This is a genomic window from Moorena sp. SIO4A5 (assembly GCF_010672005.1).
In the GTDB taxonomy this organism is placed as follows: Bacteria; Cyanobacteriota; Cyanobacteriia; order Cyanobacteriales; family Coleofasciculaceae; genus Moorena.
In genome coordinates this window covers 32,540-54,601 of sequence record NZ_JAAHHZ010000003.1, presented here as the reverse complement: position 1 = coordinate 54,601, position 22,062 = coordinate 32,540, and the positions used below count along the sequence as shown (strand labels likewise).

Here is a 22,062-nt window from a genome sequence, read left to right as displayed (position 1 = left end):
TCAAATGTGAAAACTTTACCTTTTACCTTTTGCCTTCACTTAACCCATTACCCATTTAGCCCTTAGGTGTTTCTGCTTTGGGGTCATTTACTACAGCAGGACAACGGATGGTAAAGCTGGAGCCAACACCAATCTCGCTTTCCACCATAATTTGACAACCCATCATGTCGCAGAAGCGTTGGCTGATGGAAAGACCTAAACCCGTTCCACCATACTTTTTGGTGGTTGAATTATCTGCCTGGGTAAATGGTTGAAATACTTTGTTTAGCTGTTCTGGAGTCATACCAATGCCAGTATCAGCTACTGAGAAGATCAACCAATCATCAGATTCGAGATTCGCTAAGGTATTGGAGGAGGTAGGAATATCGATTGTGGTGTAGGAAGCACTTGAGGATCTCGAATAAGGTTGGGATAACTCCAAGATGAGTTCGTTCTTGCCATTCCTATGGTTACTTCCTTCACGCTTAATGCTAAAAGTAATCGTGCCTGTCTCAGTGAATTTGGCAGCATTACTTAGCAAGTTTAACAGAACCTGCTTGAGCTTAGTCCGGTCAGCCACCATTGTCCCGAGAGAGTCAGCACTGCTGATCTTTAGACTATTGTTCTTTTTCTGCATCAGTGGCTTAGCAAGGCTTTCCAATTCCACTATCAGGGTGGTAACATCAAAGCTCTCTAAGTAGAGGTTCATCTTGCCTGCTTCAATCTTTGAAATGTCTAGAACATCACTGATCAGTGTGAGCAGGTGCGTACCAGAGTTCCAAATCTCCTTTAAGTCAGAGACGAACTCGTCATAGCCTAACTCCTCGGCATCTTCCCAAAGCAACTGACTTAAGCCCAGAATACCGTTCAGGGGTGTCCGTAGCTCATGGCTCATACTAGCCATAAACGCACTCTTGGCATGGTTGGCTTCTTCAGCCGCTTCTTTTGCCTGTTGCAACTCAATCTGAGCCAACTTGTTATCCGTAATATCCCGGACAATGGTCAGCACTTCTTTATCTCCACTGACCACAATCCGTGCTTCAAAATGGCGGCGTTGGCCATTAATAAACCTCTCATGTTCAAAGATTTGGATCTCCCCAGTTTCCAAAGCTTGCTGAACATTGCTGATATAAAGTTGAGCTATCCCTTGTGGTAATACATTATACACCGTTTTACCCAAGACTTGATCTCCAAACCCAAAAGAGCTATGATTCCTTGCCGCTTTATAATCTAGAAATGTACCATCGTGACTAAAGTGCAACATTAAATCCGGGATAGCATTGAGCAAGGCTCGATTTTTCCCTTCACTTTGGCGCAGAGCTTCAGCTCGCTGTTCCAAATTTTCAATGACTTTTCGCAGCCGGGAAGTCATCCGGTTGAAGGAATCTGCCAACATCGCTAGCTCATCCTTGGTGTGAACAGTAATCTTCTGGTTCAAGTCCCCAGCAGCCAAACGCTTGGTTGCAGCAGTCATCTGTTGCAATGGTTCAGTGATTGACCGACTCAGCAGCAGTGCCAACAGGGTACCGGCAGCCGCTGCGGTTACTGCCACCACTAGACCTTGATTACGTACCGCAGCAATTTTATTATTCAGGGGAGCTGTAGACAGTCCGACACTAATCGCTCCCACTGTCTGATTCCCGAGAATCACTGCTTTCCCAACAGTAAGTTGGTCAGCATCCCACTCAACATATATCTTATCAGGTTTTAGCCTTAGCAGCTCCTGGCCAACAGAGTTACTCTCGAGACTATACACCTGACCGTCTACCGAATCGGCTTTGGCTACGATCCGTCCATCTTTTTGGTATATGAAACCCTCCTCCACTAACCCCTGATCCCCCAGCTGCTCCATGACCTGCTCCAAAGCATCAGCATCTGCAAGGTAGAGCGCATCAGCAGTCACTAAGATCAGAGTATTAAGCAATAGATTCGCCTGTTGCTTGAGTTCTTTACGAAAGGTTTGTTGCTCACGGTGCAGAGATAGCATGGTGACACTAGCCACTGCCACAATGACCAAGCTAGTCATAGTCATTGTCAGTTTAGTGGCTAATGGCCATTGTCTCCAGCTAAATCTGCCCATGCAATTTACCGATTCTCAACAATGTTGTATAATTGTTGCATCCTTTCCAACCCCTGTAGAGTTAGGAATTCATCAAACTTAGCAGTCTTCTGGAACTTAGTCAGCACTTCTTTGCCCTTGGGGTCGTTATGCATGGTAGTCAGAATACTCTTGAGCTGAGCCATTAACTCAGGATCCATATTGCCTGGAACCATCACGACTTGCCTAGGCACCTTGTCCGTCTCAGCCAAAATAGTCATGGCGTCCCGGACATCCTCCGGGACTTGCTCGAAAGTCTGGTTATCCACTGCACCAGCGTCTGCCTTTGAGCTAATCACCCATTGGATAGTATTTTCATCATCATCACTGAAGATATACCCCACCTCATTAGCTGCAACTACATCACTGGCTGATCCCTTTTCATTAGGCTTCAAACCTGCTTCAATCAGATAAGCCATAGGTAACATATAGCCAGAGGTCGATTGTCTATCATCAAACGCGACCTTCTTACCCTTTAGATCAGCTAGGGATTTAATCCCTCGGTCTTTCATAGTAAAGATAATCGTGTGGTACTCAGCATCACCCCGTTTCCAACGGCGCAAAATTGGTTGAGCACCAGACTCTTGATTAATCCTCATCGCTGGGTAGAGACTATCGAAGTATAGGTGTACCTCCCCTTCTTTGAGCCAGCTGATCATGGTAGGAAAATCGGAGGCAATTTTTACTTCGCCAGTGTTAATATCGAACTCACTCAACTTCTCAGCCAGGTAATTTGCCAGGGGCTGGAAGCGGCGGATCTTTTTGGCTGGATTCTTTGAAATATCACCTAATACAATCACCTTAGTGTCTTCAGAAATTGTCGATGGCTCTAAGCTAGGGTTTGATTGTTCGGCTGGTTGACTACAGCTCACTAAGGAAGTGAGCATACCAACGAGCAGAACTTTTCCTAACAGCTTGGTTAACATAGTGTCCTACTCTCAATTACAGTTAGAACCGATGTCTTCACAGGTAGATACTAGGATTAGCCATGTCAGGATGGCTACCTTAGCAAACTTAGCAAAGTTTTCAGTGAATCTACCTCAGAATAGCGATTTCCTGCAGGACAATCTACCTCAACACAAAAGCCCATAGGTAAATTCACTGATTCGGTTATCCCCTTGAACTGTAGATGCCTTACTAATTCCTTGGGTTAGGTGAAGATCAATACAGGAAAACTTAATCCTAGAACACCCTAGTGCAGTTGGGCTAGAGCGAGTTACATGCTTACAGGGAATGACACGCTCGCCTGATGGACAAAGGTAAAAGGTATTCCTATTACCCCAAGCCCTTTTCCTTGTCCTTTTGGTGAAGCCTCCGAAAAATCATCTCTTTGAGAGTACCTTAGTTTCACCAGTTTCACCTCCCCATAGACACCCTGTCCTAAAGCAGAACTTGCATAGCTCGAAGCTCCGGTTTCTTGAGAAGTCATAGATTACCTCCCGGTTAGACAATGACTCTTGAGCATCGGAGTAGATGCATTTAGTGTGGTAGAACCTAGGAGCTATTTTATATGGTATCACTTTATGTCGTGACCTAACATTATCTACTTACTAGCAATTGGTTATATATCTTAATATTTATGGGCTCTGAAGGTACACCTTATAGTAGAGTATATCGAATTGCATTATTGTATTTTTTTAGAGTTTATAATTGTTTTTTTTGTTGCTTTAGTTTTAAAAAAAATCTAAGGAATCTATTACCATTAACAATAGGAAGCTAAATATCAAATAATAACGACATAATAAACTTAATATTAAATTGTTTAATATTAAGTTTATTTTTATTCGTTCCAGTATTAAGTTTAAATTGAATAATTCTACTTGGTAGTATAACTAGATCGACGCTATAAATTTGGCGTAACAAGGTTAACTACCCTAACTACTATTGATAATGGCGGCATTTCACACTCTGCTATACATTAATAAGATTTAATATATTGTTTAAAAAAAAATAAACAATAGCTAGTTGGTTATATATAAAACTATAAAAAAAACTAGTAATTATGATTAATATTCAGAGTTATAATAATTTTTTTATATAAAAACTTAATCAGATATCCAAAACTATGGTATGATTTGTTAATCATATTCTGCAAATTCCCGCCAAAATGGCGTGAAACAAAGTTGGATTAGGTTTTAAATTAAAGTGATCCCATCAGGCTTTGGTGATTCCTTATTTAAAGATTGATTAAATACTTTGTGAAGTTTCAGTAAAGATTTGGTGAAGTTTCAGTGAAAATTACTAGAACTACACGAAATTGAGCACTGATTTAAAAAATTTCTCATAATTGCATCATAAATTACATGATAACCATTTCATTTAAAGTATTAGCTAGGTATTCCTATACCTAGACGGGGCAAGGAACACCATGGTAAAAGATCAGAGTCCATCTATTTCTCATAGAAAAATGCCTAATATCATACAAGCAACCATTAACTCAACATTGCTGTTGGGTATACTTACATCACCTGCCGCCGCCTTCTCCCTAAACATCACACCGATTTCTACCTTTTCCACGGGAATCTTCGATGATGGGGCGGCGGAGATATCGACTTTCGATCCACTCAGCCAAAGGTTATTCGTTACCAATGCTAGTAGCAATCAAGTGGATGTCCTGGACTTTGTCGCAGGCAACCTCTCGTTATCCACCACCATTCCCCTGGAATCGTTTGGGGCAACACCAACGAGTATTGCCTCTACCAATGGCTTACTAGCGGTTTCCGTAGCCAATGAAGTGCGAACTGATCCAGGAACAGTGGCTTTCTTTGACACCAACGGTAACTTCAAAACATCGGTCACGGTTGGTGCCTTGCCTGACGCGGTAACCTTTACCCCAGATGGCACAAAGTTACTGGTTGCCAATGAAGGAGAGCCAGCCTTCTCAGAGACTTTAGGTCAGATCGTTAATCCAAAGGGGTCGGTTAGTATTATCGACCTTCTTGACTCGAAGCATCCTACTGTCAGGACTGCAGACTTTAGTTCGTTCTCAAAGCAGTATCTCCAAAACCAGGGAGTTAACCTCTTTGTCGATGCATTGGAAGAACTTGAGGCTTCATCCCAGGAGGAATTCGGTATTGAGGATTTATTCCAGTCCCCGATTACCCCTGATCGGGATCTCCAACCGGAAAACATCACTGTCTCAGACGATGGTAAAACTGCCTGGGTAGCACTCCAGGAAAACAATGCTATTGGTGTTCTCAATCTAGAAACTAATGAGTTCACTAACGTTGTGGGTCTCGGTGTCAAAGATCACAGTCAGCCTAATAATGGCTTAGATACCAGCGATAGAGACGATGCTATCAATATCCAAAACAGGCCAGTGTTTGGGTTATTCCAGCCAGACCAACTTGATGTCTATACCGTTGACGGCATAACTTACTTGGTGACTGCTAACGAAGGCGATTTCCTCCGCATTGAGGGTGACTTAGACGGTGAAGAAGTAAGGTTTTTCCAGGAAGATGATCGGATAGATGACTTAGTCTTAGACCCAACTGCCTTCCCTGATGCGATCGCTCTACAAGAAGATGATGTTCTTGGACGTTTGCAAGTGTCAACGATCAATGGTGACCCTGATGGAGACGGTGACTTTGACGAACTGTTTGCCTTTGGAGGACGCTCCTTCTCAATTTGGAAGGTAATAGAGGATGACTTAGAGCTAGTTTTTGACAGTGGTGATGCTTTTGAACAAATAACTGCTGACCTATTTCCAGATTTCTTCAACGCTGAAGCTGAGGAAAACAACTTTGATACCCGCAGCGACAATAGAGGTCCGGAACCCCAGGGGATAACAGTGGTTGAGTTATTCGGTCGCTCCTTTGCCTTCATCGGTTTTGAGCAGATTGGTGGCTTCATAGTCTATGACGTTAGCGATCCTGAAAATCCATTCTTTGTGAATTACATCAACAACCGCGACTTTCTAGGGGATCCTGAGGCTGGTACAGCAGGGGATCTTGGTCTTGAAGGATTGCTGTTCATATCAGCAGAGGATAGTCCCAACCAAACACCGATGCTAGTTGTTAACAATGAGGTCAGTGGCACAACTACTGTCTACTCAATCGAACAAGTACCAGAACCAAGTTCGATATTGGGTCTGTTTAACGTTATTGCTTTAGGGTGTATGGCTTGGAAGGGAAAGCTTTCAACAACATGTAAAGAGACTAGCCTTTAAAGGGAAGGGAGACTGGGGGAATAATATCTCCTCCAGTTTAATCACTTGCTATGCAGGTAAATCTTTAATTGTTAATTGTTAATTGTTAATTGTTTATGTAATTATTTAGGTGTAGGGGTTGACAAACTCTGTAACGTGTGAATTTGGCAGCAAAAATCAGCAAATTTGGATTGTTTAATACAGTTTGAGTCAGGCCGCTGGCAAAATGCACAAAATAGCTTCACAAACAACCCCAAAACCTGAATAATTACATTTTCAATTTTCAATTTTCAATACACATCACACCCTTTAATCTAATAAATTTAATCTAAATTTAATCTAAATTTAATCTAATCAATGTATTCAAACTGTTTTATTTGGTATTATTCCATCATCCCATCACCCCATCACCCGCTACAAGAATTGTCGATTGAGGGGGCAAAAAGTCATGAATTGGGTTATGAATTAGGTCAAGGCCAAGGAATCTGGGGATTAGCGGCCAACTCGCTAGCCACTGCTGCTGCGCCATATTGATTCAGATGACTGGGATCAGCAAAATACTGATTTTGGTTTAGCCACTGCCTGCCCATATCGATAAAGATAAATCCTTCACCAGTTTGTTTGAGCATCCACTGCTGCAATTTCTGTTCACGATTCAGACGCACTGGATCTAAATAGTCTTTGGTAAGGGGTAAGTTAACCACCACTAAGGGAATATTTTGTTGCCGCAAAAAGCTTTTAATAGCATTGACAGCAGTAGTCTGTTTACCGGCAAAACTGAAGGGCTGATAATCGGCATCATATCTCCCTGACACTCGTGGATGGCTCCGATAGTAAATTTTGGGGTTAAAGGTTCCATTCATAGGGATAAAACCATTAGCATTGATGGCAAAAGTACTATAGCCAGTGTTGGCGGTAGTTGACTGTTTGGAAACCAGTTGCAGGTTGCAGGTTGCAGGGTCTAGGTTGCAGGGTCTAGGTTGCCGATTTGAAGTTAAGGTCGCTGTTGCCCAAAGTCTAGTTTCCGGTGCCCATTTTTGATAAATTTTAGTAGTAACACTGGAAATAGTAGACTCAGAAATAGCTTGGCAAGTATTGGCAGATTCCTTTTGACTTTTAGGAAGTGTGGGGCGATCGCCTGCCAGCAAACGTTTATATCCCTCAGAGGCGACAAGGGATTGATAGGTGCGGTCTACTCGTCCACTATTGAAGGCACGCACCCCATCAGCCCAGATCACTAACCGTGGCAATTGTTCTGGAGTCAGGAGCTGACGGAGTTGGAAGTCAACAAATTGAGCTGTGGCACCATTTACCCCAAAATTGAACACCTTTAGCTCTCCTTTGCCTAATATCCCTAAGGATTTTTGGAGTTGCTGAGGATCAAGCCCTTGCAATGCCCGCGAACTACCTACAATTAGAATGTCAGGCGTACCAACGGCAGCAATATAGGATAGATAAAGCCGCAGCTGCTGATCAAATATTTCGTTATCAAAACTAGAGAAGGGCAAGGATGAAGTGGTTGCTACTGCTTCAAGGTAAGCTAACTCTAGGTTCTTGATATATTCAGCAATTTTTTTTTGAGCAAAAATCCGTTTAGGACTGTCTGCTGGGATAGTTTGCAAATCCTCAATGGCTTGAATCCACTCATTGATCACAAAATCCCAATCTTCTGTTGATCGAGCCAATTGTGCCATAGCAGTTGCTCTTCGTTCTTTTTTCATACCCTTGGTAATCGGATCAATAGAAGAGCAGGCTGGGGGAGAACCCTGAGCGACTACTTGATTCCCAGGGGATACTGCTACTGAGGGGAGTAGTGTGTTTGCTGCATGGTAGAGTGGCGTAGTCTTCCAAAAGCCAGCGGCAAGTAGAAGTGATGCTATGGTAGCGCTACTGTAGAGTCTAAACCAGAATTTCGGCATGGTTGTGATGGGGTACGCTCAACTTACTTCAATCAGTTCAAAGTCGAACTATGTTGACACTCTACCCTTCTTAGAAGGAAGAGGATTCTTAGTGAGAGCGAGTCCAATATTATCTATCTTAGCACAACTTTGATACCAATGTATTAACGGAGTTTGCTCAGCTCATTCTATCTATAATTATCTATAATTAGGATAAGGGTGTTTACTTAAACCGTTCTGCTTCAGCCAATTCCTAGTAAGCTAGTTTTTAGGTTTCACCACATAGTTGAATTAAAACAGTTCTGTCTCTAGGACCATCTAATTCAAGGAATAAAACAGATTGCCAGGTGCCCAAAGCCAATTTGCCATCAATAATAGGAATATATTCGCTGTTGTTTAGCATCATGGCCATTAGGTGAGAGTGGGCATTGATCGGCTCATCAGGAGGTACAATCCTTAAGTGCAGGTCATTATGGAGATATTTACCATCTTTAGGGGCTAGCTTGTCTAGATGGACTTTAATATCTTCGAGTAATCGTTCTTCGTATTCATTAATGGCTAACGCAGTAGTTGTATGTCTGGAAAAAACTAAAGCATGACCGTTTTTAAGCCCAGTAACCTCTAGTAATTTGCTGATGTAATCGGTGATATTGTAGATAGCGATAGGTTCGTGGGTTTTAAGTTCGATTATTTCACTCTTGACCAGCATGACTGCACACCAATAAACTAATAACGTTGACAATTAAACTAAAATACCAGAAATTTTGAAGATGAAAGAGCAATTGCTCCGTTGGCTTAACCAAATTTTAATGCTCGATGTTTTTCTAGTCTTATTGAGCTTTTTTTGGTTTGCGATCGCATTGGTTGGTCGTTCGGTTGGTATTCCCTTGGGACTGGAACTATGGTACAGCCTTTGGGAACCAGTATTTACTCCCGCCATTGGTGTGCTGATGGCTGGGGCTATTGTGAGTGGGCTAATTAACCAGATTTCTAAGCGTTTGACGTCGAATTGAGTAAATAAGTGCGTAAGTGTGTAAATGCGTAAGTGCTTAAAAATCACCAATAACTATATAAATATGGATAGAAGATGGACACTGATTGGTAAGCATTCAGCCGTCAGCCGTCAGCCGTCAGCCGTTGGCCATAGGCCACGCTACGGGAACAGCTTATTTTATTCAAAAGCACTTCAAGTAGCGTGCGCGTAGCCCATAAGCTGAAAGCTGACAGCTGATAGCTGATAGCTGATAGCTGACGGCTGATAGCTGAATACTTACACTGATTCATCCTTAATCCTTGATGCTTCATGGTTTATCCTTAATCCTTGATACTTCATTCGATAATTTTTCTAGGGAAGAGCCATGTTGCTTAAAGCTTTGTTGGTCTTAACCATGATTGTCATAGTCGGTTTGGCGAACCCAAGCACTGCCCAAGCCGCTGACTACCCCAGTCTTTGGGATAAATTAGCAGAACTAAAGTCCCATGAGTTTGTGGATTTAACCCATACCTTTCATCCCCAGATTCCCCACTGGCCAGGCTTTGATCCTGAAACACGCACCACAACCTACTACTACGATGAAATGGTTGGCACCAAGGGGTCTGGATTTTGGGCACAGCGCTATAATATTCCAGGTCAATGGGGTACCCACGTTGATCCGCCAGCTCATTTCGTCAGGGGCAAACGGTTTCAGGATGAAATCCCGGTCACTGAAATGGTGCTACCTCTTGTGGTAATTGATGTCAGCGACAAGGTCAGTCACAACCCCGACTATCAAATTACCCTGGAAGATGTACAAGCTTGGGAACAGAAATACGGTTTAGTGCCAGAAGGGGCATTTGTAGCAATGCGTACGGATTGGTCTAAGGCTTGGCCTAGTATGACCAAAATGCGTAATGCTGACGCTAATGGTATTGCCCATTATCCTGGCTGGAGCGCTGAAGTACTCAAATATCTTTACGAAGAACGCTACATTACTGCTTCCGGTCATGAAACAACTGATACTGACCCTGGAATTGCCACTAGCCAAGGGGACTATTCCCTAGAAAACTATATTCTCAGCCAAGACAAGTATCAGATAGAGTTGCTGACTAACTTGGATCAGGTGCCGGAGTATGGTGCGATCGCAATAGTAACTTTTCCTAAGCCCCTGAAGGGTTCTGGTTTCCCAGCAAGGGTGTTCGCAATTATTCCCTAGTAAGGCAAGAGGCAAGAGGCAAGAGGCAAGAGGCAAGAAATTATATAGGAATTTTTGGTGGCGATGCAGCGCGGTCTTGAGGAACTGCCCTGGTTTCCCCCACTCGCGCTTTGCATCAAGACAAGGTCAAAAACTCTAAGCCCTATATATATTTAGGAAGCTTTGGTAGATTCATGTTCTTGATGCAGCGCGGTAAAATAATTCTATGGGAAGAGATTATTGGTGACAATTTAAGTTTGTTTGCTATTTGTAAATCATGTTGTTACAAAGTATTAGTAAATCTCAAAGCGAAGGACACACTAGCCTGAGCTTGGTTTATATTTAGCCTAACAGCGAGACAGTCGGACTATTGAGTGAACCCAAAATAGCCATACCGAAGAAATCAGCTTGGTGCTGCCCCTATTGAGACGCAGCAGCCAAGTTATTGAACAGTTCAAATATTATCTAGAGCGGAAAACAGAAATTAATCGGAGAAAACATGAATATATTTTCCAACCCCTTAAAGTTAAAGTTCATAGGGGTATCTTTGTTGGTAAATCAATTACTGTTGATGGTGTCGTCTATAGCACTAGCTTACGATAATAATGTAGACTCAGACAAATTGCAGGTTATCAAATTAGAACCAGGTATGCAAGTTACCATAAACTATAAACTTGGAATGCCTGGGGGGAATAAGCTAGAAGAGCAAGCTTTTTCAGTTTATAAGCTTTCATCATCTGATAAGTCTGATGGTGATGATGCAGTTCGTCTTTGGCGTAGGAGTGATGAGATGAATTACATTCCATTCTACTATTCTAATGACGAGGATAAACCAAACTATTTAGCCATTGCCTATCATGCTTGGTCACCAAGTGGTTCAAGGTGGTTTAATTTAGCTGCGACAAACAAAAAATTAGTTGGACAAGAAGGGAATAAAAAAACTATCCATATTAGCTATCCCAAAGGTGGAGCAGCGAATCCTTCCCTCACGATAACCCTCGAAAGGGATCCACTCAAGATATATTAATGGGGCTGAGAGGGTTGAACTCTCAGCAATCCGAATGCACTCAAATTGGCTGCGGGCAAACTATATGCTTTTAGGTTCTTGCCGACGAGTTGGCAAGTCCTTTGCCTGTCTGAGTACGGGTAATAACTTTTTGAATACCCTTAAAGAACAACTCAGCCAAAAAAGTCAAGAATATTTTTCCTTAACTTGTCACCAATGGAAGAGGTTATCTACCGAGAGGCAGATCTAACCTAAGAGCAGTAGATCGATTTCTGAATTTAGAGGACACAAAGATGAAAGGAATTTTCGGTGCTCTACTACCAGGACTGATCACAACCGGTTTTGTAGGCGCAACACTACTACCCGCTGCACCGGCAGCTGCTGATGATTTATTAAGAGATATCGGTATTGGTGCTGCTGCTGGTGCGGTAGTTGGAGAATTAAGTGACAACGGCTCACTGATAGGTAATAGTGCCAATGGCGCTGCCGCTGGTGCTGCTGTCAATGCTACTAAGCGCAATAGAACTAGAGCTCGGCGTAACAGTGCTGGGAGTCTAGTTCAAGATGCAGGGTTTGGTGCTGCTGCTAGTGTTGTCACTGGCGTGATCATTGACAATGGTTCAGTGGTAGATAATGCGGTTAAAGGTGCTGCTACTGGTCTAACCATTAACCTTCTAGACCGTTAAGAATTTTCACCCAAAGGAAAAACCAATGGGATGGGCTCTGCCGATCGCATTCGCCTCCTACCGATTAGGATTGACTATCACCACTATCCAAACCAAATCCCCCACCCCCAGGGGTCTCAATCACAAACACATCACCTGCATTCATTTCCACTACCCCAGTACTACCCAACTCTTCAACAGTTCCATCCTTCCGTTCCACATAATTTTTTCCCAAAGCACCCGCTTCACCACCATTTAACCCAAAAGGCTTGACCACTCGACGTCCAGATAGAATTCCTGCAGTCATAGGTTCTAGGAAACGAATCTGGCGAATTACGCCATTACCCCCACAATGAACGCCCTTACCCCCACTATCGGGGCGAATCCCAAACCTTTCCAAAAGTACTGGAAATCGCCATTCCAACACTTCTGGGTCAGTTAAGCGAGAATTGGTCATGTGAGTATGTACCGCATCTGTGCCATCAAAATCAATCCCTGCCCCAGAGCCTCCACAAATGGTTTCATAGTATTGATAGCGCTCATTGCCAAAGGTAAAATTATTCATAGTACTCTGAGATGCCGCCATCACTCCTAAAGCACCATAGAGCGCATCGGTTATTGCTTGGGATGTTTCCACATTTCCTGCTACCACTGCTGCTGGATAACGGGGATTGAGCATAGAACCTTCCGGAATAATCACCTCCAAAGGCTTCAGACAACCGGCATTGAGGGGAATATCATCATCGACTAGGGTGCGGAAGACGTATAGCACTGCTGCTTTGCATACCGCTGACGGTGCATTAAAATTACTGTCTAACTGACCCGAGGTACCGGTAAAATCAATCTTGGCACTACGGTTGTTCCGGTCAATAGTAATCGTGACCTGAATCTTAGCACCCCCATCTAACTCATAGCTGAAACTGCCATCTGTGAGCACATCAATCACCCGGCGCACTGACTCCTCAGCATTATCTTGGACATAACCCATATAGGCTTGCACTGTCTCTAATCCATAGTGGGCTACCATCTGCTGTAACTCTTGTACACCCTTCTCATTGGCAGCAATCTGTGCTTGTAAATCAGCTATATTCTGAGTCAGATTCCGGACTGGGTATTTACCCCCTAACAGGAGTTGGGTTATTTCATTGTCTCGGAATTTACCATTCTCAACCAGCAGGAAATTGTCAATTAATACCCCTTCTTCCTTGACACTGGTACTATTAGGAGGCATGGAACCGGGAGTGATACCACCGATGTCAGCATGGTGTCCTCGGGAAGCGACAAAGAATAAAGGGGAGAGGGGAGAAGGTTCCTTTAGCCCTAGGGAAGAGTTGAGGAAAACTGGAGTAACAAGGGTGACATCTGGGAGATGAGTGCCACCGTTGTAGGGATTGTTGAGAATATAGACATCCCCAGGTTTGAGACTATCACCATGGGCATCAATCAAGCTGCGGACACTTTCACTCATTGACCCCAAATGCACTGGAATATGGGGGGCATTCGCTACCAATTGCCCTTGTTGGTCAAAAATCGCACAGGAAAAGTCTAGCCGTTCCTTGATATTGACTGAATAACTGGTATTTTCGAGAGTTGTCCCCATTTGCTCTGCTATGGAACGGAATAGATTGTTAAAGATTTCGAGCATGACCGGGTCAGGATGGGGTGAAGCTTGGACGGTATTTGGTGGCAGCTGATCTATAGTGCTATTTGTCAAGCTTTCCAGATTGTCTTGCTGCTCCGCCAAACCAGATTTAACTAAAATCAAATGATTCCGTTCAGTCACCTCTGCCTTCCAACCAGGCTCAATCACATTAGTTCCAGTTGCCTCAATAATTAAAGCCGGACCAAACACCGAATCCCCTGGTTGCCAATCCTCTCGCCTAAACACAGGGGTATCCCACCACCGATTAGCGGTATACATTTGCACTGTGGCAACGGGAGCACACATTTCCCCACTGTGACGAGACCGTATCGGTTCTGTTGGGATAGCCATCCGCTTTACTAACTCTACCGAAACCGCTTCGACCATTAACGTTTTCCCTGGCACGATAAATCCATAGCGTTGTTGATGCAATCCCTCAAACTCTTCCGTGATCTGATCAATCCCACCAAACCCAACAACCAAGGCTGAATCGGTGCCCTCATAGCGCAAATGGACTCGCCGAATCACTTCAACCTCGTTACTATTCCGATCCTGGGTATGGTTGTGTTTCAACTCTTCTATGCCCTGAGCCACCAACTTGGCCAAAATTCCCTCTAACTCCAACCCCTCTACTAACTCAGCTTCAACTGACTGTTCTTTCAATACCCTGATATCGGCTAAACCCATGCCATAAGCGGACAATACTCCAGCAAAGGGATGAATGAACACTCGCTTAATCCCTAAGGCTTCGGCAATTAAACACCCATGCTGGCCACCAGCACCCCCAAAGCAACATAGGGTATACTCGGAAACGTCATAGCCCCGTTGTAGAGAAATCTGTTTAATGGCATTGGCCATCTTCTCGACTGCGATCGCTAAAAATCCTGCTGCTACTTCCTCTGGTTTTCGGTTATCCCCAATCTGTTCGACCAATCCTTCAAACCTCTGCCTTACCACCTCAGCATCCAACGGCAAGTTACCATCCGCTCCAAACACCTTGGGAAAAAACCCTGGCTGCAACTTCCCGACCATCACATTGCAATCGGTCACCGTCAACGGACCCCCCTTACCGTAGGAAGCAGGACCTGGATTTGCCCCAGCTGACTCTGGTCCTACCCGATAACGGGCACCATCAAACTGGACAATGGAGCCACCACCAGCAGCTACTGTATTAATTGCCATCATTGGCGTGCGCAGCCGCACCCCAGCAATCTCAGTTTCAAAGGTACGCTCGTATTCCCCGTTATAATGGGCTACATCTGTAGAGGTGCCACCCATATCAAAGGTAATGATCGTCTCAAAACCAGCAATTCGACTAGTCTGTACTGCTCCGACAATACCCCCAGCCGGTCCTGATAAAATACTATCCTTCCCTTGAAACTGTTGCGCGTCCGCCAGTCCTCCGTTTGACTGCATGAACATCAATAGTCCAGAGGTTTTGCCCTGTAAGCCTTCAGGCTGAGTAGGTTCAAGGTTATTTTCCAAAGCTTCACCGCTCAACCCACCAAGCTGCAACTGTTGTTCTACCTGATCTACATAGCGACGTAGAATCGGTGATAAATAAGCATCAACCACTGTGGTATCCCCCCGACTGACTAATTTCATCAAAGGAGTGACTTGATGAGATACTGAAATTTGGGTAAAACCAATCTCTGATGCGATAGTGGCTATCTCCTGTTCATGAGTGGGATAGCGATAGCCGTGCATTAAGACAATGGCGCAGCTACGAATACCGTCATCATAAGCAGCTTGCAAGGATTGGCGGGTTTCAACCAGATTGATGGGGATTAGCTCTTCACCCTGGGCGCTGTACCGTTCTTCTATCTCAATCACCCGTTCATAGAGCATTTCAGGGAGCACAATTTCACGGGCAAAGATATTGGGGCGATTTTGATAACCGATGCGCAAGGCATCTTGGAAGCCCTTAGTAATCACTAGGACAGTGCGATCGCCCTTCCGTTCCAATAAGGCATTGGTGGCTACTGTCGTTCCCATCTTGATCGCTTCAATGGCATCACTGGGTATCGACTTACCAACAGGGATGTCTAAAATCTCTCGAATTCCCTGTACTCCAGCATCTTGGTACCGTTCAGGATTTTCTGAAAGCAACTTATGAATTATCAACTGCCCATCCGGGCGTTTTGCCACAATGTCAGTAAAGGTACCACCTCGATCAATCCAGAATTGCCAGCGTCCAGTGGAAGTAGTAGTCATATTTGCCCGATTTTTAAGACAACACTAAAGAGATGGGGAAGATGGCGGATAATTTTCCAATAGTTTTCATTGTCGCTCTCGCCCCGTAGGGCATCCATTACCTCCATCCCGTAGGGTGTGTTAGGGGTGGGCTAACCCTAATTTTCCGCCTCTGAGCGCCTAGTTGAAATAGCCCACCCCGTAACGCACCACTTTTTTAATTAATTTCAATAATATACAGTTTAAATGCACAACAGCTTAGAGGTTGTCTGAGAAGTCTAATTTGCTACATCCAAGCCCCCTAAATCCCCCAATTTTGGGGGACTTTCAGAAGCCAATTGACTCTTGTTCCCCCCAAAGTTGGGGGGCTAGGGGGGCAAAATGCAGTATCAAAAAACTTTTCAGATATCCTCTTATAACGGATAAAATGCCATAGGTGAAATCAACAAACGTTTAGACAGCTTTTGGATTTGTCCAATTGTCAATTCTTGTTGACCACTAACAATTAAATTACAGGTTGCTTCGGAACCGAAAATCTCTATTATTTCTTGAGATTGAAGATAATGCTCCTTCAGAATTACTCGCAATAAATCGGTTCCATAAATGTCAGGTATTAACTGATCACTATTGTTGCGGTTGTGTTGAAAAAACCTTTTCAGTCCCTCTTTGGCAATATAACCCAAAAACATAAACCCTAGACGTTTAACAGCTTCAATCAACAATTCATTCCACATAATTTTTATCTCCTGTATAGGGAATAGATAGTAACCAGGAGAAGAACTCTAATTCCTTCTCTTGGTTACACTTAGATTTATCTTGGGAAGAAGGCAGATGGCGAACATTTGAAATAATCTGCCAGTTTCTGGATATGTTCCACGGTTAGATTTCTTTTGCCACTTAATATCATTGAAACAATTGATTTCGTCTTAAAAATGCTAACTAGGTCTTGCTGACGCAATCCATGTTCCTTGATGAGTAACTTGAGTAAGTCAATCCCGTGAATATCTGGAATTAATGGTTTCTTCCTCTGATAGTCGTGCAATAGTACAGTCAAAGTAGCAAGGTAACTATCTTGTTCTTCAGTTAACTCGACCGATGCCTCTAGATCTAGAAGCAAGTTAATGAGATTTTTGGCCGCCTCTTCCTCCGCCTCAGACATAATGGGAAGAAGTGGGTGTTCTTTTACCAAATCAAGATAGCTTTTTGGAATGGTTTCATAGGTTCTGTCTATCATAATCCGCGTTCGCAATAATATTGCGAACAACTATATGCTTGTATTTGAAGTTGATACGAGCTTTAAGGGTATAACGACCGCATCCAATCGTAAATAAAGCGTTACTTTCTTTACCTTCAAGATAGGGAAAAGATTGACCCATTTGCTCAAAGCTAGACCACTGTCCTGTTTCTACAAGCTTGAACCAGGCAGCTATATATTCCTTTGATTCCGGGTGGTTGTGCCAAAACTTAGCGATGTCGAAAGTAATTACAGTATGCATGTCAATATCTCCAATTAAGGATTGAGAGATCCTTGCAGGGAGCATTAAGACACTCATAACATTACAAGCAAGGGCATCACCAGTTGTCGCAGACCACTCGTAATGCCCAATATACAAAGAATTTGAGTATAAGTTTCCATAAACTGACTTCCAATTGACATCCAGTTATGGAAATTTAATACTAAAATCTTTGCTTTCTTGAACATTACGAGTAGTCTCAATGCAGTCCTGTTCATAGATACCTCTCTAGAACTAAATTGAGTAAGTCGTTAAGCAGGTGCAGAAAATTAATTGCACATTTTACAAAACTCAAAGCCCTACAATGTAAGGCTTACAGATTTGTTTACCTGCTTATGTTCGTCAATCTACTTTATACCTCTCTAGAACTAAATTGAGTAAGTCGTTAAGCAGGTGCAGAAAATTAATTGCACATTTTACAAAACTCAAAGCCCTACAATGTAAGGGTTATAGAGATTGAGACTAGGTAATTAATTCTGCGCTCGGTGCTTATGTAAACTAAGTTAGCAAATTGCGAACTTGTTGTCAACCACCCCTTCAAATCCTTGCCCGACTCAAGCAATATCGAGGGTAAGCGACGCGCTACGATAAGCGAGCCTGGGAACTTTAGCGCTCAGCAATTTATCTGGCTGCTGCCCTAATCTGGCTTAATTGATCACATGTCCTAGGAGTAGGATGCTCACTGCTAGCAGAACATCTAGGAAAATCAAATCAGAAAGACAAGCCCAGTTGAAAGCCAATTGAAAAGTTAATTATAATTGCACAATGCTATTATGATCAGGAATATCAAGACCAAATTATGTAAGCATTCAGCGATCAGCGGTCAGTGGTCAGTAGTCAGCGGTCAGCTTATTTTATTCAAAAGCACATCAAGTAGCGTGTGTATAGCGCATAAACTGATGACTAATAGCTGTTCGCGTAGCGTGCGCGTAGCGCATTAGCTGATAACTGATAGCTGAATGCTGATAGCTGAATGCTTACCAAATTATTCACTTACCGATGACTTGAATTAATTAATTCTTATAACTAGAAGTCTCAACAATACATTGCTCTTCGTTTGTATTATAATCCTCCTCATCAAGCCTAAGACTGAGAAGACTAGACTCGTGAAAGCAAAAGCCAAACCCAAGAAACTACTAGGTTTTTTATATACTTGCTTATTCCTTGGTTTAGGAATACTCCCCACAGTAGTCAAACCAAAGCCAGCCAAGAGTGCAGAATACATTTACTTTAACTATGGTCCGTTAAAATTGTCCCTTTCCCGGGAATCCCTGGAGATTTTCGCCAATGAGGGCAGAATTACTAAGGAATTTGAGTTCTACGCCCAAATGCTGAACCCAGAAGCCTTGGAACAGTTGCGGATGCTACTCCAAAAGCGGATTAAAATCAGTCCTGTTGCCATATCTCGCTTAGGTAAATCCCCCATGGGAGAAGCCTTTCTGGAAGGTTTGGGAAAGATGATTAAAACGCACCCTGGTCGCAATGGTTTACATAGTCTTAGGGGAGCGCTGGTTTTGGCAGCAGCTGACTCCGAAGGTCTAACTCTAATGAATATAGTGCGTCAGTTTCCCACCGAGGGGATGTTGATTGATACCGACTATATCTTTAATGTCCAAAAAGAGCTAGCTACCCTATTTCGATATCGAGATGCAGCCGTGAATGCGATCGCAAACCAAGCCACCCGAGAAGCCGCTGCTGAGAATACCATTGATGTCTCCCAGTTAACAGACTTACAACAACCTGGTCCTTATCAATTCACAGACCAAGTCATCACCCTTTCCGGTCGCCGCCGTCAATCCCCTCTAGGGTTATCCGGAGAAACCAAGTTTGAGGTTGCTCTGTACTTACCCAAAGGCAATCCCAAACCAGCCCCCTTAGTAGTCATGTCCCATGGCTTTGCCTCAGATCGCAACCATTTCACCTATTTAGCTTCAACCGCGAGAAGCCTCACAACGAACATGCGTAGCATAAGTGTGAGATGAATCGCGGACAGAGTTTTTTTACCAAGCAGGGAACTCAAAATCGTTTATATCGTCTATAATGAAAGTAGTAGGGTAAATCAAATTAAGAGCTAACCGCCACCTACGTGCCTAAAATAGAACTCATTATATTGTTCCGGTGCGGAGGGGCATCCCGTATCGTTAATAAAGCTTACCGAGTATCCGAACCGTTGGGTGGAGTTGGTAAGAAGCCCACACTATAATCTTTGATTCAGTGTGGGAGTATGTCACATATTCGATATGTGCTCGATGAGCTCGAAGACCTCTCTAAATCTGACCCTAATTTTGCTAATCAGCTGAATCTGGAACAGGTTGGTGTGATTGGTCATTCCTTCGGGGGTTACACAGCGTTAGCCGTAGCAGGTGCAGAAATTAATGATTTAAGACTGCGCCAAGTGTGTCCTGATCAAGACCCAACCTTCAATCTCTCTGTACTGCTCCAATGCCTTGCCAATCGCTTACCCCCGTTTAATTATGACTTGCAGGATCCACGGGTCAAAGCTGTAATCGCTGTTAATCCTATTACCAGCACAGCCCTTGGTCCAGCTAGCTTGGCTAAAATTCAAGTGCCAGTCATGATTATGGCAGGTAGCCACGACATCGTAGCACCCACTGTCCCAGAACAGATTCACCCCTTCATCTGGCTCAATACCCCAGAAAAATATCTGGCAATGATTGTTGATGGCAACCACTTTTCCACTAGTGGTGCATCGGGCGACGATTTTGCCCTGTTTCCTAGAGAATTACTTGGTTCCAATCCTCAGGTCGGACTTGCTTACCTAAAAGCCTTAAGCTTAGCTTTTGTTAATACTCATATTCGGGATTTACCAAACAGAGAATTAACAAGCGAGAGTTAGCTACCTAATTTATTAGGTAGGCGTGGAGCGTACCGGGATTTATCCCGGCTCTCGTGTTATTTGCCCTTCTGGTTTTCAATATACCTTTTCACTGTTTCTGTGTTTGCGTTTCCGGTAGTTGAACAGAAATAACTAGGAGACCAAAGAGTTGGGAGCTTTAGTAATTCAGGGAATTCTCTTCTGAGATGATGAGAAGCTCTTCCTTTTACCCTTTTTATTATTACCGATGGAGCATAAGTAGGGTCAACCTCCAAGAACATGTGGACGTGATCTGGCATTATCTCGCTTTGCGATAAGTCTCCAATTATTATCTTTGCAGAGTTCAAAAATAATTTCTTGCAATCTCATTTTTATGCTTCCGGTTAGTACTGATTTTCTCCTTTTTGGACACCAGACAAAGTGGTAATTTAGTAATGTCAACGAGTGAGGGGTTGTCCTGAAAATATATTGATTTTTACTGGTCATATCCGTTGACAGTAGCTGTATATTAAATATATAATATAAACAATGAGGTGACAATAAGATGTATGGATGCCAGCAGCACTTAATAACTACGACGGTTGAAAATCAGGCAGTTATAGAGTTCATCTGTTCGGAAGCTAATAAGCTAACAAATTGTGGCTTGTATTATTGCCGTCAAATGTTGTTCAAAAACGGCAAATACCTTAAAAACGCGGAACTGGACAAAATAATGAAAACCAACGTCCACTTTAAAGCGATGAGGTCTGCCTGCGCCCAACAGACGTTACACGGAGTTATTGAATCTTTCAAGTCTTACAAAGCCCTCAAGAAACTGTACGACAAAGGGCAGTTAACAAATAAGCCTAGAGTCCCAAAGTATCGCAAAAAGGGAGGTCTAGCTGTAGTTAGCTATCCTGCTCGATGGGTAAAACGCTGTCTAGGTCAACTAAAATTCACCTTAGGGAAACAAATCAAAATCTGGTTCGGGATTGACCATTTTCTGCTACCCATGCCATCCAATATTGACTTCCAATTAATCAAAGAGTATCGATTTGTCCCAAGAAATGGCTGTTTTTATCTGGAATTTGTATATGAAAGACCAAGCCCCGATCCGGTGTTGTCAACCGACAATGTCTTAGGTGTTGATCCAGGTCTCAATAACTGGTTGACTTGCGTTTCCAATATAGGGAAGTCATTCATTGTAGATGGCAGGAAAGTTAAGTCACAAAACCAGTGGTACAACAAGCGTGTAGCTGCGATCAAAAAAGGGAAACCTCAGGGCTATTGGGATGATCGGTTGGCCTCATTGACTGAAAAGCGCAACAGGCAAATGCGCGATAATGTAAATAAAGTCGCTAGATTCATTGTGAACTGGTGCAAAAGAAACCAAGTCAGCACAATCGTGTTTGGCTGGAACAAGCGTAATAAAGATCGTATTAATATTGGCAAAAAGAACAATCAGCAGTTCGTTCAAATCCCTACTGCTAAATTAAAAAATAGGATAGAACAACTGTGCATTGAGTACGGTATTAAATTTGTTGAGACCGAGGAAAGTTACACCAGCAAAGCTAGTTTTTTAGATCGTGACTTCCTACCTGTGCTCGGCGCGAAACCTGTTCGCGTAGCGTGCGCCAAAGCGCAGGGGTGGGCAGCAAGCGGAAAAAGAGTAAAGCGTGGACAATATCTGTCAAGTAAAGGTAATTTGATTAACGCCGATTGCAATGGGGCTGGTAACATCCTCAGAAAAGTAGAGACACAGCTAGGGTTTCCCCTAGCCGAGGTCTGTAGAGCAGTTTTGAACCTGCCACAACGATACAGATTAGACTCTTTATCTAAATCGTATCGTGAAGCAACTTCACGGAGCGCGGTTTTAACCCGCGAAGTGAAATCAGCTTAGAATCCCTGTGTTTTCAAACCAGGGAGAGTTCAAT

General features: G+C 43.3%; 18 protein-coding genes and 1 pseudogene. 8 read left to right on the top strand and 11 right to left on the bottom strand.

What is annotated here, in order from left to right:
- Window positions 1-55 precede the first annotated feature (55 nt).
- From F6K57_RS02565 to F6K57_RS02555, 3 genes are all read right to left on the bottom strand, one after another.
- Window positions 56-2,011, bottom strand: coding sequence for an ATP-binding protein (locus F6K57_RS02565; protein ID WP_293064565.1), 1,956 nt, complete (start codon window positions 2,009-2,011; stop codon window positions 56-58).
- 53 nt (window positions 2,012-2,064) lie between these two features.
- The gene (locus tag F6K57_RS02560) at window positions 2,065-3,003 is read right to left on the bottom strand and encodes a phosphate/phosphite/phosphonate ABC transporter substrate-binding protein (RefSeq protein WP_293025818.1); all 939 of its coding nucleotides are present in this window, start codon (window positions 3,001-3,003) and stop codon (window positions 2,065-2,067) included.
- A gap of 290 nt (window positions 3,004-3,293) precedes the next feature.
- The gene (locus F6K57_RS02555) at window positions 3,294-3,506 is read right to left on the bottom strand and encodes a hypothetical protein (protein ID WP_293025816.1); all 213 of its coding nucleotides are present in this window, start codon (window positions 3,504-3,506) and stop codon (window positions 3,294-3,296) included.
- A gap of 978 nt (window positions 3,507-4,484) precedes the next feature.
- On the opposite strand from F6K57_RS02555, the gene F6K57_RS02550 reads away from it, so the two are divergent.
- Complete coding sequence (locus F6K57_RS02550) at window positions 4,485-6,245, top strand: choice-of-anchor I family protein (protein ID WP_293064561.1); 1,761 nt, start codon at window positions 4,485-4,487, stop codon at window positions 6,243-6,245.
- Window positions 6,246-6,694: 449 nt separating this feature from the next.
- On the opposite strand, the gene F6K57_RS02545 is transcribed toward F6K57_RS02550, so the two are convergent.
- Complete coding sequence (locus F6K57_RS02545) at window positions 6,695-8,143, bottom strand: hypothetical protein (RefSeq protein ID WP_293064558.1); 1,449 nt, start codon at window positions 8,141-8,143, stop codon at window positions 6,695-6,697.
- A 247-nt stretch (window positions 8,144-8,390) separates the two neighbouring features.
- A complete protein-coding gene (locus F6K57_RS02540) occupies window positions 8,391-8,831 on the bottom strand; it encodes a secondary thiamine-phosphate synthase enzyme YjbQ (protein ID WP_293064555.1) in 441 nt (146 codons plus the stop codon).
- Between the two features lie 61 nt (window positions 8,832-8,892).
- Between F6K57_RS02540 and F6K57_RS02535 the strand changes: the two genes are divergently transcribed.
- Window positions 8,893-9,135, top strand: coding sequence for a hypothetical protein (locus F6K57_RS02535; protein ID WP_071103904.1), 243 nt, complete (start codon window positions 8,893-8,895; stop codon window positions 9,133-9,135).
- Window positions 9,136-9,238: 103 nt separating this feature from the next.
- On the opposite strand, the gene F6K57_RS02530 is transcribed toward F6K57_RS02535, so the two are convergent.
- On the bottom strand, window positions 9,239-9,427 hold the full coding sequence (locus tag F6K57_RS02530) for a hypothetical protein (protein WP_143727507.1): 189 nt from the start codon (window positions 9,425-9,427) through the stop codon (window positions 9,239-9,241).
- Window positions 9,428-9,480: 53 nt separating this feature from the next.
- Between F6K57_RS02530 and F6K57_RS02525 the strand changes: the two genes are divergently transcribed.
- The 3 genes from F6K57_RS02525 (at window position 9,481) to F6K57_RS02515 (ending at window position 11,985) form a co-directional block, all read left to right on the top strand.
- Window positions 9,481-10,314 carry a cyclase family protein gene (locus tag F6K57_RS02525; protein WP_075897776.1) on the top strand — a complete coding sequence of 278 codons (834 nt, stop codon included), beginning with the start codon at window positions 9,481-9,483 and terminating at the stop codon, window positions 10,312-10,314.
- A gap of 529 nt (window positions 10,315-10,843) precedes the next feature.
- Entirely contained in the window at window positions 10,844-11,320 is a 477-nt protein-coding gene (locus F6K57_RS02520) for a hypothetical protein (protein WP_149030860.1), read from the top strand.
- A 272-nt stretch (window positions 11,321-11,592) separates the two neighbouring features.
- Complete coding sequence (locus F6K57_RS02515) at window positions 11,593-11,985, top strand: hypothetical protein (RefSeq protein ID WP_293064550.1); 393 nt, start codon at window positions 11,593-11,595, stop codon at window positions 11,983-11,985.
- 64 nt (window positions 11,986-12,049) lie between these two features.
- Here F6K57_RS02515 and F6K57_RS02510 read toward each other — a convergent pair whose 3' ends face one another.
- From F6K57_RS02510 to F6K57_RS02495, 4 genes are all read right to left on the bottom strand, one after another.
- Window positions 12,050-15,820, bottom strand: coding sequence for a hydantoinase B/oxoprolinase family protein (locus tag F6K57_RS02510; protein ID WP_293064547.1), 3,771 nt, complete (start codon window positions 15,818-15,820; stop codon window positions 12,050-12,052).
- Window positions 15,821-16,212: 392 nt separating this feature from the next.
- Window positions 16,213-16,533, bottom strand: coding sequence for a hypothetical protein (locus F6K57_RS02505; RefSeq protein WP_293064544.1), 321 nt, complete (start codon window positions 16,531-16,533; stop codon window positions 16,213-16,215).
- 77 nt (window positions 16,534-16,610) lie between these two features.
- Window positions 16,611-17,033 (bottom strand): helix-turn-helix domain-containing protein, encoded by a 423-nt coding sequence (locus F6K57_RS02500; protein WP_070391888.1) that lies wholly within the window; start codon window positions 17,031-17,033, stop codon window positions 16,611-16,613.
- On the bottom strand, window positions 17,014-17,412 hold the full coding sequence (locus tag F6K57_RS02495) for a type II toxin-antitoxin system HigB family toxin (RefSeq protein WP_293064539.1): 399 nt from the start codon (window positions 17,410-17,412) through the stop codon (window positions 17,014-17,016). Before F6K57_RS02495 ends, F6K57_RS02500 begins: the two co-directional genes overlap by 20 nt.
- Window positions 17,413-18,419: 1,007 nt before the next feature.
- Between F6K57_RS02495 and F6K57_RS02490 the strand changes: the two genes are divergently transcribed.
- Both F6K57_RS02490 and F6K57_RS02485 read left to right on the top strand, forming a co-directional pair.
- Window positions 18,420-19,295 (top strand): alpha/beta hydrolase, encoded by an 876-nt coding sequence (locus F6K57_RS02490; protein ID WP_293025795.1) that lies wholly within the window; start codon window positions 18,420-18,422, stop codon window positions 19,293-19,295.
- Window positions 19,296-19,537: 242 nt separating this feature from the next.
- Window positions 19,538-20,170 (top strand): hypothetical protein, encoded by a 633-nt coding sequence (locus F6K57_RS02485; protein ID WP_293025791.1) that lies wholly within the window; start codon window positions 19,538-19,540, stop codon window positions 20,168-20,170.
- A gap of 56 nt (window positions 20,171-20,226) precedes the next feature.
- Here the strand turns inward: F6K57_RS02485 and tnpA are convergent.
- Window positions 20,227-20,635, bottom strand: a pseudogene (gene tnpA, locus F6K57_RS02480) (IS200/IS605 family transposase).
- Window positions 20,636-20,693: 58 nt separating this feature from the next.
- On the opposite strand from tnpA, the gene F6K57_RS02475 reads away from it, so the two are divergent.
- Window positions 20,694-22,028 (top strand): transposase, encoded by a 1,335-nt coding sequence (locus F6K57_RS02475; protein WP_293064536.1) that lies wholly within the window; start codon window positions 20,694-20,696, stop codon window positions 22,026-22,028.
- Window positions 22,029-22,062 lie beyond the last annotated feature (34 nt).